The organism is Bacillus sp. JJ1764 (assembly GCF_036962145.1).
Taxonomy (GTDB): Bacteria; Bacillota; Bacilli; order Bacillales; family Cytobacillaceae; genus Neobacillus.
Genome location: NZ_JBALNY010000046.1, coordinates 1 through 15,242 on the forward strand (window position 1 = coordinate 1; position 15,242 = coordinate 15,242).

General features: G+C 40.0%; 16 protein-coding genes. 14 read left to right on the top strand and 2 right to left on the bottom strand.

Annotation, left to right across the window (positions count from 1 at the left end; all coding sequences use genetic code 11):
• The 13 genes from V7083_RS07425 to V7083_RS07485 form a co-directional block, all read left to right on the top strand.
• The coding region (locus V7083_RS07425; RefSeq protein ID WP_335476745.1) for an HD-GYP domain-containing protein at positions 1-1,042 on the top strand (1,042 nt) is incomplete at its 5' end.
• A gap of 177 nt (positions 1,043-1,219) precedes the next feature.
• A complete protein-coding gene (locus V7083_RS07430) occupies positions 1,220-2,407 on the top strand; it encodes a hypothetical protein (RefSeq protein ID WP_335476746.1) in 1,188 nt (395 codons plus the stop codon).
• A 153-nt stretch (positions 2,408-2,560) separates the two neighbouring features.
• Entirely contained in the window at positions 2,561-3,646 is a 1,086-nt protein-coding gene (locus V7083_RS07435; protein WP_335476747.1) for a hypothetical protein, read from the top strand.
• The gene (locus V7083_RS07440; protein ID WP_335476748.1) at positions 3,633-5,822 is read left to right on the top strand and encodes a molybdopterin oxidoreductase family protein; all 2,190 of its coding nucleotides are present in this window, start codon (positions 3,633-3,635) and stop codon (positions 5,820-5,822) included. The genes V7083_RS07435 and V7083_RS07440 overlap by 14 nt, the downstream gene beginning before the upstream one ends.
• Complete coding sequence (locus V7083_RS07445) at positions 5,823-6,383, top strand: 4Fe-4S dicluster domain-containing protein (protein WP_335476749.1); 561 nt, start codon at positions 5,823-5,825, stop codon at positions 6,381-6,383.
• A gap of 11 nt (positions 6,384-6,394) precedes the next feature.
• A complete protein-coding gene (locus V7083_RS07450) occupies positions 6,395-6,919 on the top strand; it encodes a Rieske (2Fe-2S) protein (protein WP_335476750.1) in 525 nt (174 codons plus the stop codon).
• Positions 6,909-7,100 (top strand): hypothetical protein, encoded by a 192-nt coding sequence (locus V7083_RS07455; RefSeq protein ID WP_335476751.1) that lies wholly within the window; start codon positions 6,909-6,911, stop codon positions 7,098-7,100. Before V7083_RS07450 ends, V7083_RS07455 begins: the two co-directional genes overlap by 11 nt.
• 120 nt (positions 7,101-7,220) lie before the next feature.
• Positions 7,221-7,385, top strand: a complete 165-nt coding sequence (locus tag V7083_RS07460; RefSeq protein ID WP_335476752.1) for a hypothetical protein — start codon at positions 7,221-7,223, stop codon at positions 7,383-7,385.
• Positions 7,372-7,644, top strand: a complete 273-nt coding sequence (locus V7083_RS07465) for a hypothetical protein (protein ID WP_335476753.1) — start codon at positions 7,372-7,374, stop codon at positions 7,642-7,644. Before V7083_RS07460 ends, V7083_RS07465 begins: the two co-directional genes overlap by 14 nt.
• A 47-nt stretch (positions 7,645-7,691) precedes the next feature.
• On the top strand, positions 7,692-8,339 hold the full coding sequence (locus V7083_RS07470; RefSeq protein WP_335476754.1) for a sensor histidine kinase: 648 nt from the start codon (positions 7,692-7,694) through the stop codon (positions 8,337-8,339).
• Between the two features lie 18 nt (positions 8,340-8,357).
• Positions 8,358-9,011 carry a response regulator transcription factor gene (locus V7083_RS07475; RefSeq protein ID WP_335476755.1) on the top strand — a complete coding sequence of 218 codons (654 nt, stop codon included), beginning with the start codon at positions 8,358-8,360 and terminating at the stop codon, positions 9,009-9,011.
• 12 nt (positions 9,012-9,023) lie between these two features.
• Entirely contained in the window at positions 9,024-9,473 is a 450-nt protein-coding gene (locus V7083_RS07480) for a GAF domain-containing protein (protein WP_335476756.1), read from the top strand.
• Between the two features lie 14 nt (positions 9,474-9,487).
• Complete coding sequence (locus tag V7083_RS07485) at positions 9,488-10,501, top strand: PAS domain-containing sensor histidine kinase (RefSeq protein WP_335476757.1); 1,014 nt, start codon at positions 9,488-9,490, stop codon at positions 10,499-10,501.
• A gap of 427 nt (positions 10,502-10,928) precedes the next feature.
• Here the strand turns inward: V7083_RS07485 and V7083_RS07490 are convergent, their stop codons facing one another.
• Complete coding sequence (locus V7083_RS07490; RefSeq protein ID WP_335476758.1) at positions 10,929-12,584, bottom strand: glutamine--tRNA ligase/YqeY domain fusion protein; 1,656 nt, start codon at positions 12,582-12,584, stop codon at positions 10,929-10,931.
• 171 nt (positions 12,585-12,755) lie between these two features.
• On the opposite strand from V7083_RS07490, the gene V7083_RS07495 reads away from it, so the two are divergent.
• The gene (locus V7083_RS07495; protein WP_335476759.1) at positions 12,756-13,742 is read left to right on the top strand and encodes a Gfo/Idh/MocA family protein; all 987 of its coding nucleotides are present in this window, start codon (positions 12,756-12,758) and stop codon (positions 13,740-13,742) included.
• 36 nt (positions 13,743-13,778) lie between these two features.
• On the opposite strand, the gene brnQ is transcribed toward V7083_RS07495, so the two are convergent.
• Entirely contained in the window at positions 13,779-15,116 is a 1,338-nt protein-coding gene (gene brnQ / locus V7083_RS07500; protein ID WP_335476760.1) for a branched-chain amino acid transport system II carrier protein, read from the bottom strand.
• Positions 15,117-15,242: the final 126 nt, after the last annotated feature.

Below are 15,242 nucleotides of genomic sequence, written 5' to 3' on the forward strand. Positions count from 1 at the left end.
AAATGATAATACACCTAATAAATTTCTCTTAATAATTTACCTTTTTATGTTTGCGCTAATACCAGTGGCTCAGTATCTTGTTAAAAAAAAATTAACTCATCGTGTAAAATATATTTATTTTATTAGTTACATATTCTTAACATTTATTAATGAAATAATTTCTTTTTCGAATAATCCTGAGTTATATAAGGGTGGAAATGCAGTTGAAATTTATTGGTTACTCCTATCTCCAATATTTGTTAGCAAACCTTTTGTTATAGTTGTTTCAATTGGTTTAGTATTAAAGTATACCCTAGCAGTATTAATAATTAAAGCTCCAATAGCTTTATTAGGAATTGCGTTAGTACTAGTTCTTTCATTGTTTTCATTCATTCTCCTGTTCCGTTTCGAATCATATGTAAATGCTATAAAAATATCATATGATCAACAACTTACAGGAATTGTAAAAGGTGTCATTGCTACACTTGAGCTAAAGGACCCATATACAAGAGGTCATAGTGAAAGAGTAGCAAGCTATGCAATAGAGCTAGCAAAACAATGTGGTAAATTTAGCTTAGATGAGTTGAAAAATTTCAATTTTGCTTGTTTACTTCATGATATAGGAAAGATTAATATTCCTGATCAAATATTAATGAAGCCAACAAAACTGACATCTGAAGAATATGAAATCATAAAATCTCATACATACGTAGGAGCAGATGCTGTTTCAAAAGTGGTTGGATTAAATAGTAGTATTGAGGTAATACAATCTCACCATGAGCGATGGGATGGAAAAGGCTATCCGGATCAATTGAAAGGGGAGGAAATACCATTCCTTGCTCGGGTTGCAGCAATTGCAGATGCATTTGATGCTATGACATCAAATAGATCCTATCGAAATGCCTTAAAAGTTGAAGAGGCATATAAAAGGATACTAGAGGGTAAAGGTACTCAGTTTGATCCTATATTAGTAGATATATTTGTTCAAGTATATCCAAAATGGAAAAAGATACATGAAAGCTCTATAAAAGAAGTAATTGAAAAAACCAAAATAGATAAATGATTATATTAATTTAAGGAGGTGATTGCGTTGAAAATACGTAAACTAAAAAAAGTGAAGGCTACTGGAACTGGCTCTTGTTGGATTTGTTTTTGGTGGTAAGAATTAGAGAAGGATGCTGGTAAAAGCTAAGCATCCTTCTTTAATTTTTGAATAATTGTTGTTAGGTATGGTGTATAAATGGATATTTCGGTGAATTCTCGACTAACTCTGGTACTAACAGAGATTCGAAAAGATAAAAAAAACTTCATAGTTGAAGACAAATCTTCCGGTGAATTTTACGAAATGCCAGAGATCTGTATAGATGCGATTCATTTAATTAATGATGGTTTTCAATTGGGGGACATTGAACGAGTCCTCAAGGAGAAATTTCCTGAAGAAGAAGTTGACCTCGTCGATTTTGCTAATCAGCTTCTCGAGTTACAGTTAATTGCTGAAATTGACGGTATTAAAGTGGAAAGACAAGAAATAAAAAAAGAAAGCTTAGGGTTTAAGTGGATTTCACCGAAGTTTGGGAAGTTCTTTTTTAATAAGGTAGCCTATTTTGTTTATGGGGCATTATTTCTTATTAATGTGTTTTTTTTCATTTGGAAGCCCTCTTTATTTCCACAATACAAGGATTTATTTATTTTTAACCTTATGGCATTGAATATCCCGGCATGGCTGTTATTATCGTTTTGTCTGGTGTTAATTCATGAATACGGTCATGTTTTAGCGTTAAGGTCACATGATCTACCGACGAAGCTAGAAATTGGCCACCGTTTATTTATAGTTGTGTTTGAAACTGACATGTCGTCGGTATGGAGGATTCCTTCAAAGGATCGAAATGTTTTGTATTTAGCAGGTCTTTGTTTTGATACTGTCATCCTTTTTATTGCATTAAGCTGTCAGCTTGTTTTTGATAAGGGCTCAGGGATTTTTCTAAGTATCATGAATGTTGTGGTATTAACTATCTTTATCAGGATGGTATATCAACTTGGAGTTTATATGAAGACCGACTTATATTATGTGTTCGAAAATATATCCGGATGCTACAACCTGATGGAAAATGCACAGCAGATGATTAGAAAGTGGCTTCCGTTTTCACAAGCCTCTTCGAAAAATGAAGTTATTTTTGAAGAAGAAAAGAAGACCGTTTTTTTGTATTCCATTTTTTATTTCCTAGGTGTGGTTTTATCTATTAGCCTATTTGTATTTTATTATATCCCCCAATTATGGTTTGCTCTGAAAAAGTCTCTCCCTGGTTTTTTGGATGGACCGGCCTCTCTATCGTTCTGGGATTCAGCCTTTTTCTTATTGCAACTCTTAATTGGTGTGGGACTTCTTCTGTATTCCTGGAAAAAAAAATATGATCGGGGATCTGCATAAGATTATTTGTGACAAAACTATGTCGAAAAATCAATTTTTAAGGGTTTTTTCCCCCGAGGATGAGGGAGTTCCCCTATATAGATAACACTTCTGTTTTTCTTACAATAAGAGTAAGAAAACGGAAGTGTTATTTTTTTGGAGGAGGATCTTGAAATGCAGTCTTCAACAATTTCAACGCATAAAAAGCAGGAACGCTCGATCAATGATGCGTTCGCATCTCATTTCGCTAAATCAATGTTTTTAACCATCACAGGGATTGCCATTTTAGTTTTTATGGGCACAAGAATGTTTACACATATTGACTTGAATCTTTACGGTTATATGGTCGGAACGATTACTTTTATCGGAGGATCTTTCTATCGCTTTATCGCTTGGGGGGAAAGACCGCCAACCAAAATTATTATTAAAAAAGGTTTGAAGCTTCTTTTTAGAAAAAACACGGCGAAAACGGCTGTCAGCCACCTTGGAATTTACGATTTTATACGCAATCGGGGAATATATCGCTGGGTTCAGCATATTCTCATTGGTTGGGGCTGTGTTCTTGCCCTTCTAGTTACTTTTCCACTTGTATTTAGCTGGATGTATTTCACGATGGATGGTAATGGTTACTATACTGTCGTTGTTATGGGAATGGACTTAGTTAGAATTAAAGCCGATGGGATTATCGCTTGGTTTTCCTATAATGCTCTGAACATTTCAGCCATTATGGTCATTTCCGGGGTTTGCATGGCGCTAAGCCGCCGTTTAAAAAATATGCAGGCAAGAGCGGAACAAAAGTTTATCTATGATTTTCTACCGCTTTATCTATTATTGTTAATCTCAGTAACAGGTCTGTTGCTGACGGTTCAAAACATATTTCTTCATGGCTGGATGCAGCCACAAATGTCTCTGATCCATCAGTTTTCAGTCATTGTAACGTTAATCTATATGCCATTTGGTAAGCTAGCCCATATTCCATTCCGTCCAATGAGTGTATTTGCAAGAAACTATCGTGAACATTATGGAGAACAACATATGAAAGAATGTAAAGTATGCGGGGACAAATTCGTTTCGGTGGAACAATCCAATGACGTGAGAGAGGTATTGGGCGTTAACGATATGAACTTTGACATGCAAGATGGCTTCAATTTAGCAGAATTGTGCCTGCCGTGCCGAAGAAAATATCGTATTTCCAGATTCTCAGGGATCCCTACTCACCAAGTGAAGGTCAAGGAGGCAAATCAGAATGCAAGAGGTTAATGTGAAACCTGTTAGAGATAAATTTTTCAAAGAGATCGAAAATGTACGTCATCCAAATGAAACATTGATCAAAACACACTGCAGTTATTGCGGCATGCAGTGCGGGATGAATTTACGTGTCAATACAAAAACAAATAAAATCATTGGGGTCGAACCTCGTTATGATTGGCCGGTAACAGTTGGAAAAATGTGTCCTAAAGGAGTAACTGCTTACCAGCAAACGAACCATCCGGACCGTATTTTAAAACCGCTTATTCGTGATGATGCTTCATTAAAAGGAACACAAGAAGGATTCCGTGAGGCAACATGGGAAGAAGCTTATGATTTAATCGCAAGAAGATTTAAAGAACTTCAGACTGAATATGGTAAGGATACTTTGTCAGTATTCAGCGGTGTTTCCATGACAAATGAAAAATGCTATTTAACAGGGAAGTTTGCTCGTGTAGCCATGCAAACACGTTATATCGACTATAACGGACGTTTCTGTATGTCGAGTGCGGCCGGCGGTTTCCTTCGATCTTTCGGTGTTGACCGTGGCTCAACTTTGCCTTGGACTGATATCCATGAAACAGATTGTTTATTCATTGCTGGAAGCAATACGGCAGAATGCCATCCAACCTCCATGTTCCGAGTATGGCACGTACAGGAAAGAGGCGGATATTTAATTGTAGCCGATCCGCGTGAAACACCGATTGCCAGAAGAGCGGATGTTCATTTAGATTTACGTCCGGGAACAGACTTGGCACTGGCAAATGGAATTCTGAACCTGTTAATTCAAAACGGCTATGTGGATGAAGAGTTTGTTAACAACCATACGAATGGTTTTGAAGAAACGAAGGAATTAGTGAAAGAATTCACTCCAGAATATACAAGTGAAATCACTGGCGTTGCGCCAGAAAAAATCATTCGAGCTGCTGAAATATATGGTAAAGCTCCAAATGCAGTAGTCATGTTTGCTCGTGGAATAGAACAGCAGCATAAAGGCGTAGACAACGTTTCAGCCTATTCCAATATGGCGTTAGTAACGGGAAAAATTGGCCGTCCCAAATCAGGTGTTGCCACATTTACCGGTCAAGGGAACGGTCAAGGCGGCCGTGAACATGGTCAAAAATCAGACTTACTTCCTGGATACCGTAAACTGACCAATCCGAAGCATGTGGAAGAAGTTTGTCAGGTATGGGGAATTACTCCGGAAGAAATGCCGAAGCCTGGTGTTTCTGCCTATGAAATGATTGAATTAATGGAGCAAAAGGTCATTCGTGGACTGTATTTACTTTGCTCAAACCCAGCAGTTTCTGCACCAAATCAAAACTTTGTCCGCAAAGCGTTCAAAGGATTGGATTTCATGGTTTGCGCCGACTTCTACCTGTCAGAATCAGCAGAATTTGCGGATGTAGTACTTCCAGCAGTAACCTGGTCAGAAGACGAAGGGACCGTTACCAACCTTGAAGGGCGTATTATCAAAATTAATAAAGCTCAAGAACCACTTGGAGAATCAAAGCCGGACTGGCAAATTCAAGTTGAACTTGCTGAAAAATTGGGCAGAGGCAAATATTTCTCTCACCTTAAAACAGCCAAAGATGTGGCGGATGAATTCCGTTTAGCATCAAAAGGCGGCTATGCCGATTACTATGGTGCCACTTGGGATAAGATTGATGAGCAAGATGGCGTATTCTGGCCATGTAAAGATGAAAATGATCCGGGAACACCTCATATGTTCTTAGATAATAAATTCTATCATCCGGATGGAAAAGCAAAAATTTGTGCATTACCATACCGTCCGCCTGCAGAAGAGCCAGATCAAGAGTATCCATTACGTTTAACAACAGGCCGTGTGGTGTTCCACTATCTATCTGGGAACCAAACTCGCCGGATCCAGTTCTTACGTGATATGTGTCCAGAGCCATTTGTTGAAGTGCATCCGGAAACAGCAGCAAAATACCAAATCGATCATGAAGAATATGTTCGTTTATATACCCGCCGTGGAGAAGCAACTTATAAAGTAAAGATTACTGAAGCAATTCGTAAAGATACCGTATTTGTTCCATACCATTTCGGTCACGATAAATCTATTAATCTATTAACCATTGCCGCACTTGATCCTATGTCACGGATGCCGGAGTTCAAAGCATGTGCAGCACAGATTGAAAAACTTGAAATGAAGAAGGTGCAGTAAATGAAAAAGAGGCTATATTTAGAGCTTGAAAACTGTATAGGGTGCCGCTCCTGTTTAGCAGCTTGTACACAGTGCGGTGGTCATGAGCAGAGAAACCGTAACTATGTTTACGATGTGAATCCGTTAGTGAACCGTCAAACCATGCCTCTGATGTGCCTTCACTGTGTGAATCCGGCATGTGCAAGAAGCTGCCCGGCTCAGGCTATCCAAATTCACGAAACAGGTGCCGTTCTCTCGGCACTTGTTGAAAAGTGCATCGGCTGCCAAAACTGTACAATTGCATGTCCGTATGGTATACCGAAATTTGATACGGAGCAAAATTTAATGTACAAGTGTGATCTTTGTATCGACCGCTCAAAAGATGGAATTCCGCCAATGTGTGCGAGTGTATGTCCATCTAATACCCTTCAATGGCTGACAGATGAAGAAATCGAAGCGAAGCAAAAACAGTTTAACTTAGATAATGGTAAATGGGTAACAAGCATGCCTTACTTAGAAGGCGAAACAAATGTAAGAGTGAACCTTCCTGGTATTTTACAGGGCGTTACGAAATTGTTTTAGGGGGATTAACCATGTCGGATAAAAATAATAAAATCCCGTACAATGAAGATAACTATACACATAATATTAACCGCAACAACGAAAGAAAGCTGGACCGCCGCGGATTCATGAAAACATTAGTCGGTGCAGCCGGGGTCTTCGCTGTTTCTTCCCTTCCTTGGGGAGTACTGGCAGCGAAGGAACTAAACGGGCTAAGTGATAAAAAATATCCTAAACACAAAATTGTGGATGTTAGTAAAATCGCAATAGGCGATGCGGTTGATTTTGCTTTTCCTAGTGAGCATGACAGCGCGATTTTAATCAGACTATCAGAACATAAATATGTCGCGTACCAAAATGCATGTACTCACTTACGCTGCCCTGTTTTCTGGGAAAAAGAAAAAGAGGAAATGCTTTGTCCTTGCCATCACGGGAAATTTGATGTGAAGACAGGAGAACCCATTGCCGGACCACCAAGACGTCCGCTTCCTGAAATCCATGTGAAAGTGGAAAACGGATCTGTTTATGCTTTGGGGGTGAAAAGATATGAAGCGTAGTTATATAAGTGTAGGCTTATTGCTGGTCGTGTTAATGCTAAATATTATTTTCACTCAATACATGGTTCATCAATATTTTTATGAACATTACCTGAATACCCTAATTGGAGCGGCTGTAAATGTTGTGTTATTCCCAATTGCATTCCTGATTTATAAAAAAGGTGTGAATGTCAATGACTAGTGAAACTTTCATTGATTTCTGCTTTGTCCGCCCTCAAACCGGCGGATTTGCAGNNAAGAAACATTTGCAAAAAAGCGTTTAAACTGGTACCTTGAAGAAAAAAACCTTGATGGTGCCGAAATGGTCATTGCTGAAATTAAAGGGATGAGCAACTGGGCATCAGAAGAGGAAACCATCCACTTTATAGAGGAACATGCAGGCGAGAAATTTTGGGAATATCTTCAGGGGTATAAGCTATTCGTCTACCCGGTAAAGAAAGGATGTAATAGCTGTGGGACACATTAATCTCGAGGATGTAAAGCGGTTTGCAGGGGAGTCAGTAGAACTTTCCATTCTCGATCTAGATGGCGGCGATCAGGCCCCAACCATTCAAAAAACCATTAAAAAAGTACAGCTTTGTCCAGATCAAACCCATGTGCGTTTTTATTTCGATGATATCTATTTTCTTGCTGTTCCCTTGGTTAGCGAAGTAACAGAAACAGTCGAAAAATGGGCAGCGTCGGATAAAGAAAGCGGCTTAACATATGTCATAAAGAAGGTCTAGGTTTTTAGGAACCTGCCTTTTTTTACTTACCTAAAGGAGGGAGGATTGTGGATCATACCATGCCAAAGCAGCAGATTAGCTCATATATTATTGATTCCCAAGAGATGGAGATTAAAAGGATTGCCTTAGAACTGCATGAGGGTGTCGGGCAAAATCTTTACAGTATTTTAACAGGGTTACAGTTTGTCGGTTCAGCCTCAAATGAACCACATTTAAAAGGTTATCTACGAGAGATGGAACTCTTAATTGAAAAAACGATTCAAGAAATTAGGCTGCTTTCTGTAGAATTACATCCTCCTTCGTTAACAACCCTTGGATTGCTTCCTGCCATGAAAAGTTATATTAAGCTATATACTTCAACATTTGGAATCTTGGTTGATCTAGAAACACTAGGGGAGGAAAAAGCGATTCCTGAGCGAAACAGTATCGCGGTGTTTCGTGTCTGCCAAGAGGCGCTTGCCAATATAGCCAAATATGCGGATACATCAAATGTTAAAATCCGATTTTATTGGACGGAAGCAGAATTGAAAATCTCCATTTGCGATTTCGGAAAAGGATTTCAACTGGAAGATTATCATCATTCATCAGGACTTGCGGCCATGGAGGAAAGGATGCTTCTGACTGGCGGGCAATGTGTGATTTCATCTAAAATAGGAGAAGGTACATCTATAGAATTATCTCTTCCACTTATCTAGGGGAAAGGAGAGCTAAGAGTGATAAAAATCCTGTTAGTTGATGATCATGCTGTTGTAAGAAGCGGGTTGAAAATGCTGTTAAACACCAACCCCGAAATGGAGGTTGTCGGAGAAGCCTCTGAAGGAGATGAAGGAATAAAAAAGGCATTAAAGCTAAAGCCCCATGTCGTAGTAATGGACCTAAGCATGCCCCATGGCAAGGATGGGCTTACAGCCACCACTGAATTGAAAAAGGCAATGCCCGAAGTGAATATTTTGATTTTAACCATGCATGATGACGAGGAGTACCTGTTCAGAGCCATCCAGGGTGGAGCGTCAGGCTGTATTTTAAAAAGTGCCCCTCATGCTGAACTCATGGCCGCCATCGAATCAGTTGCCCACGGAAATGCCTATCTACATCCCTCCGCACAAAAGCGCTTAATGGAGGAGTACTTAGCCGGAGTTAAACATGATGGAAATGATTCCTTTCACCTATTATCAGAACGAGAACAAGAAGTGTTAACACTAGTGGCAAAAGGTTATTCTAACAAAGAAATCGCTGAGCAGTTGGTAATCTCTGTGAAAACGGTAGAAACGCACAAAAGCAAAGTGATGGAAAAATTGCAACTAAAAACCCGGCCTGAACTAGTGGAATATGCGGTGAAAAAGGGGTTGCTAGGTTATGGTATTTAAGGAGCAACAGGTATGTCTGAGTTAATGGAATTACAGGAGGTAAAACAGGTTTGTGACACATTAAGAAAAGTAATTCAATGTGATTTTGTCGGCCTGGCTTTTCAAGATGAAAATGGCCCTGATGTCAGATGGCATTATGCCTCCGGAAATTTAAATGATAAATATCAACGAATTACAGTTCGCTTCGGGAAAGGAATTGCTGGAAAAATTATTTCGAGTGGTGGAAACATGATGTTAACAGACTTCCCAAACGGTATTTTGGGTAAGGTCACCGATTATCCCATCATGCTTGCAGAAAAACTTGTCTCCACCTACGCGGTTCCTTTATTTTTTAATGGCGTCCCTAAAGGGGTACTTCTTATTGGAAACAGAAGCACCGGTTCTTTTACTGAAGAAAGTCAGGACCGGGTCATGGAATCGGCCAACACATTGGAACAGTTATTAAAAGGATATTTTTTGTGATGCGAGGGAAAAAGATGGATTTTCAGCAGATGAAAAATGAGCTGATTGATTACAAATATGCCCTGGACCAATCATCCATTGTTGCTATTACCGATGCCCATGGCATCATTACATACGTGAACGATCAATTTTGTCAGATTTCTAAATATTCACGCGAAGAACTATTGGGTCAGGATCATAGGATCGTTAATTCCGGGCACCATTCTCCTTCATTCTTTAAAGAAATGTGGAGAACAATTGGATCCGGCCGGGTTTGGAAGGGTGAAATCTACAATCGTGCCAAGGACGGTACCTATTATTGGGTAAATACCACGATAGTCCCCTTTCTAAATGAAGTAGGAAAGCCTTATCAATATGTTGCCATTCGCTATGAAATAACGAAAAGAAAGCGCATTGAACATGAATTGCAAAAAATGATGACACGGATTATCGACGTCCAGGAGGAAGAAAGAAAACGGCTGTCACGCAACCTCCATGATGGAATCGGCCAAAATCTTTATAGTCACTTGATTACGATAAATCGGTTACTTTCGGAAATGGACCACCCGCTGCTACAGCAGATGCAAGACGAGGCCGCTCAATTGATTGAAGAAATTCGGGAAATTTCATGGGAACTGAGGCCATCTGTTCTGGATGATCTCGGGCTGGTTCCAGCGATTCGCTCATACCTATCGAGGTTCTCAGATCATTATGATATTGATGTGTATTTTGACTGTGTCTTAAATAAGCGTCTTAATATCAGTATCGAACTTACCATTTACCGAATTATCCAAGAGGCCTTGACCAATATCCGCAAATATGCAGGAGTGAGAGAAGCCTCAGTAACGGTCAGAGAAATTGACGATATCGTCAGGGTTATGATTGAAGATAAAGGGAAAGGCTTTGAGTCGCAAAGCTACACCCCGGGCGTCGGCCTATTTAGTATGGATGAACGAGCTAGATCAGTAGGCGGCGAGTTAACCATTAATACCGCACCGGGAAAAGGTACAAAAATTATTCTTGAAGTTCCGTTTAAAGTGAAATCTTAAAGAATAGAACCATGCTCAAAATGGCTTGGTTCTTTTTATTTGGCTTCATAAATCCTGTGCAGATGCAAAAAGGGGGCTGGGGTCGTTATGGGGGCTTGATAAATCCAGTGTAGATAGAAAAAATGCTAGTCGGGGTCGTTATGAAAAGACTTAACGCCTTTACAATAGGAAAGTTAGAGATATAGTCGCCAATAAGCCCTCTTGGAGGCACAATCAACAAAAATCCCAACATCGAAGTCGCCAATAAGCACCCTTGGAGCCCGAACCAACAAAAACCCCAATATCGCAGTCGCCAATAAGCCCCGAACCAGAGAATATCGCAGCAGCACAGTCGCAATTTGCTCGATTGAAAGCCCAAACCCCAATTAAAAAAGCGACCAGGCCCCAAATTAACTCAGGGAACCTAGTCGCTCAATACCATCATATCCTACAGCTTAAAAGAACTCTTCAAAGAAACAATTCGATTAAACACAAGCTTTTCGACAGTAGTAATTTTCGGGTCTACGTTGAAGTAACCATGTCTAAAGAATTGGAACTTATCATGTGGCATGCTTTCTTTCATATTTGGCTCAACGAATCCTTGGATGATTTCCAGTGAATTTGGATTGACCTTATCAAGGAACGTTTTGCTGTCATCGCCCTCTTCTTCTGTTTCATCCAAAATCAAAGGCTCATAAAGTCGAAACTCTGCTGGAACGGCATGAGTCGCTTCCACCCAATGAATGGTTCCTTTTACCTTACGACCAGTAAAACCGGTGCCACTTTTCGTTTCAGGATCATAGGTGCAGCGCAGTTCAACGACATTTCCCTCTGGATCCTTCACGATTTCTTCGCACTTGATAAAATAAGCATGCTTCAAACGCACTTCATTTCCAGGGAAGAGACGGAAATATTTTTTCGGCGGATTTTCCATAAAGTCATCCTGCTCGATATAAATTTCGCGGGAGAAAGGAATTTTGCGCATGCCCATTTCTGGGTTTTCAGGATTGATTTCCGCATCAAGCAATTCAATTTGTCCTTCCGGATAATTGGTGATGACTACTTTTAAAGGATTAATGACACCCATGGTGCGTGGTGCTTTTAACTTTAAGTCTTCGCGGACAAAGTGCTCAAGCATTTCGAATTCAACCGTAGAATTATTTTTGGAAACAGCCGTTTCGTGAACGAAGTTGCGAATGGATTCAGGTGTGAAACCTCTGCGGCGCATTCCAGAAACCGTCGGCATCCGCGGATCATCCCAGCCATCGACAAAGCCTTCATCGACCAATTGCTTTAATTTCCGTTTGCTTGTAACGGTATTTGTTAAATTTAAGCGGCCAAATTCAATCTGCTGTGGCTGCTTTTCCATTTCACATTGTTCCACAATCCAATTATAAAACGGTCGTTGATCCTCAAATTCAATCGTACAAATGGAATGAGTAATGCCTTCAATCGCATCCTCAATCGGGTGTGCAAAGGCGTACATTGGATAGATACACCATTTATCCCCTGTGTTATGGTGTGATACATGAGCGATTCGGTAGATGACCGGGTCACGTAAATTAATATTAGGTGAAGTCATGTCAATCTTGGCGCGAAGCACTTTTTCACCGTTACCAAACTCTCCATTGCGCATCCGCTCAAATAAATCCAGATTTTCTTCAATAGAACGACCGCGATAAGGGCTTTCTTTACCGGGCTCAGTTAAGGTGCCGCGATATTCGCGGATCTCATCAGCACTTAAATCATCCACATAAGCAAGTCCCTTTTTAATTAACAAAACCGCCCGTTTGTACATTTCCTCAAAATAATCAGAGGCAAAGAATAAGTTTTCCCATTCATAGCCGAGCCATTTTACATCCTCTTTAATCGAATTTACGTACTCGATATCCTCTTTTGCTGGATTTGTATCATCGAAACGGAGGTTAGTGATCCCACTAAAATCATCCGCTAAGCTGAAATTCAAAATAATGGATTTGGCATGCCCGATATGTAAGTAACCATTAGGCTCAGGAGGAAAACGGGTCGCTATGGTTTTGTGCTTTCCTGTTTCTAAGTCTTTAATCATAATATCTTTTATAAAATTAGATGTTTGATTTTCCACCCTTTTCAACCTCTTTCATCTTATCTACTATCTATTCATAACATAAATACTGATATTTTTCCATTGTTCCCAACAATTCATCCGAAAAACAGGGTCTGCCACGTTTTTTTACAAAGCTGCCAACATTGGATACAATAGAAACTTGAAAGAGTGTATTAGGAGGAGATCTATATGCTTACGTTCGCAACAGTTGGAACCAGTTGGATTACCGAAAAATTTATTGAATCAGCCATACATAGCAAACAATTCCAATTTACCGGGGCCTATTCCCGCTCGGAAGATAAAGCAAAAAAGTTAGCCGATAAATATCAAGCAGAACACTATTTTACCGATCTGAAAGAATTGGCCAAGCACCCAGAAATTGACGTCATCTATATCGCGTCCCCAAATTCTGTGCATTTTGAACATGCCCTATTTTTTTTGAAAAATAAAAAACATGTTATTTGTGAAAAACCGATGTTTTCCAACGCTGCTGAAATGGAAAAAGCCTATCAAACAGCAGAAGAGAACGGCGTTTTTCTATTTGAAGCGATTCGCAATATTCATGCTCCAAATTTTAAGATTTTAAGGGATAAGCTCCCGATGGCAGGAACATTAAGAAGTGCGATGCTGTCCTATATTCAATATTCATCCCGGTATGATTTATTTTTAAATGGGGAAGAGCCGAATATTTTCACATCCAAATATTCAGGCGGTGCACTGGTTGATTTAGGTGTGTACCCATTGTTTTTAGTAGTTGGCTTGTTCGGAGAGCCAACGAAGGTCACCTATCATCCGGTATTATTGAGAACTGGGGTAGATGGCAGCGGAACATTGGTATTAGAGTACGATGGCTTTGTTTGTACGATCCTTTGTTCAAAAGTATCCCATTCCGAATTACCTTGTGAAATTCATGGGGAAAAAGGAACCTTCCTCCTTCAAGATCCAGCGCCAATTTCTGAAATTAAATGGCTGGACAGCCATACAAAAGAAAGTCAAATTTTCAGTCAAGAGCAAGAAGAACTGGATATGGTTTATGAGTGCCGGGATTTTGCCGATATCATTCAATCTCAAAATCATGAGGAACATGAACGTTTGAAAAATTGGAGTAAAATCGTGGTCCGAATCACTGAAGAAGCCCGTAAACAAAATAATATAATCTTTGGTACGGAAAAATAAAAATGGCCAGCGGAGGATGCTCCGCTGGCTGTTTTTTTAAGAGGCTTTTTCCATTTGATTTTCCTTGCTGTAAGAAGGTCCCATTAGTTTTTCAAAAATGAATCCGATCAATCCGCCCACAATTGCAGGAACGACCCATCCAAGTCCCACGGAGGCTAATGGTAAATGACTCATCACAGACTCCAGTACACTCCATTTTAATCCGAACATCTTTAAGCCATCATACAAACTAACTAGCCCTGTCAAGAGCATCGCTCCAGCATAAACCTTCTGTGCACCGCCAAAAAAACGATGAAGGAAAGCAAGTGTGATAAGGACAATGGTTAATGGATAGGCCATGACAAGGAATGGAACCGAAATGGTGATGATTTGATTCAAACCAAGGTTGGCGATTAAAAAGCTGACAACAGTGACAAGTGTTACAACTACACGGTAGCTTGCCTGAGGAAAAATTTCCGAAAAATATTCTCCGCAAGCAATTGTTAAACCAACACAAGTCGTAAAACAGGCGAGAGTAAAGATTACACCAAGTAGTACTTTTCCAGCGTTGCCGAGTATGAGTGTAGCTGCAGATGACAATAACGCTGTGCCGTTATCAAACGTTCCGTAACCGGCCATTTTGGCGCCAAGAAGACCAATCGCCACATAGACAAGGGCAAGTGCGGCCCCAGCAACCAAGCCGGTTTTTACGGTGAAGGAAGTCAGTTGCTTTTTATCCGTAATTCCTTTTTGCTTAAGAGTCGTTAAAATAACAATCCCAAACGCTAATGCAGCTAAAGCATCCATGGTAGAATAGCCATCGATAAATCCTTTAAATAAAGAAGCAGTTTGATAGTTTTCTGTAGGTGCTTGAAGTGGTTTTCCGAGTTTTAAGAATCCGGCAGCACAGAGAACGACAATCGATAATAATAAAGTTGGAGTAATGAATCGTCCCATGTAATCTACTACTTTGGATGGATTAAGACTTAATAAATAAACTAGTAAGAAAAACACGGTTGTAAAACCCAGTAGCAGCATTGAATTGCTGACAGATACATTCCCTAAGAATGGCTTTAAGCCCATTTCAAAAGCCACGTTAGCGTTTCTTGGGATTCCGAAGAAAGGTCCAATCGATAAATAGACAATGATGGTGAAGACTGTTCCAAACCATGGGTGAACACGGCTGCCCAGCGTATTAACACCATCCTTTACAAGGGAAATGGCCGTTAACACTAGCAGCGGCAAGCCAACGGCTGTGACGATAAATCCAATAATGGCCGGCCAGAAGGAAGTCCCTGCGCCCATTCCTAAAAACGGCGGGAAAATTAAGTTGCCGGCTCCAAAGAACATTGAAAATAACATTAATCCAACAAATAAGGTATCTCTTTTTTTCATGATTTTTTCTCCTTTTAACGTTTGTTTTCTTGAATGCCCTGGCCAGGTGCTTTTTTTTAGACAAAATAAAAAGCCCGCCCCTATGGATAGGGACGAGCATGCTCGCGTTACCACCCTACTTCCGCA

Coding starts and splice junctions, on each gene's coding strand:
- V7083_RS07450 (WP_335476750.1), top strand. CDS start 6,395: ATGTCGGATAAAAATAATAAAATCCCGTACAATGAAGATAACTATACA.
- V7083_RS07460 (WP_335476752.1), top strand. CDS start 7,221: ATGGTCATTGCTGAAATTAAAGGGATGAGCAACTGGGCATCAGAAGAG.
- V7083_RS07445 (WP_335476749.1), top strand. CDS start 5,823: ATGAAAAAGAGGCTATATTTAGAGCTTGAAAACTGTATAGGGTGCCGC.
- brnQ (WP_335476760.1), bottom strand. CDS start 15,116: ATGAAAAAAAGAGATACCTTATTTGTTGGATTAATGTTATTTTCAATG.
- V7083_RS07435 (WP_335476747.1), top strand. CDS start 2,561: ATGCAGTCTTCAACAATTTCAACGCATAAAAAGCAGGAACGCTCGATC.
- V7083_RS07440 (WP_335476748.1), top strand. CDS start 3,633: ATGCAAGAGGTTAATGTGAAACCTGTTAGAGATAAATTTTTCAAAGAG.
- V7083_RS07455 (WP_335476751.1), top strand. CDS start 6,909: ATGAAGCGTAGTTATATAAGTGTAGGCTTATTGCTGGTCGTGTTAATG.
- V7083_RS07480 (WP_335476756.1), top strand. CDS start 9,024: ATGTCTGAGTTAATGGAATTACAGGAGGTAAAACAGGTTTGTGACACA.
- V7083_RS07430 (WP_335476746.1), top strand. CDS start 1,220: ATGGATATTTCGGTGAATTCTCGACTAACTCTGGTACTAACAGAGATT.
- V7083_RS07495 (WP_335476759.1), top strand. CDS start 12,756: ATGCTTACGTTCGCAACAGTTGGAACCAGTTGGATTACCGAAAAATTT.
- V7083_RS07485 (WP_335476757.1), top strand. CDS start 9,488: ATGGATTTTCAGCAGATGAAAAATGAGCTGATTGATTACAAATATGCC.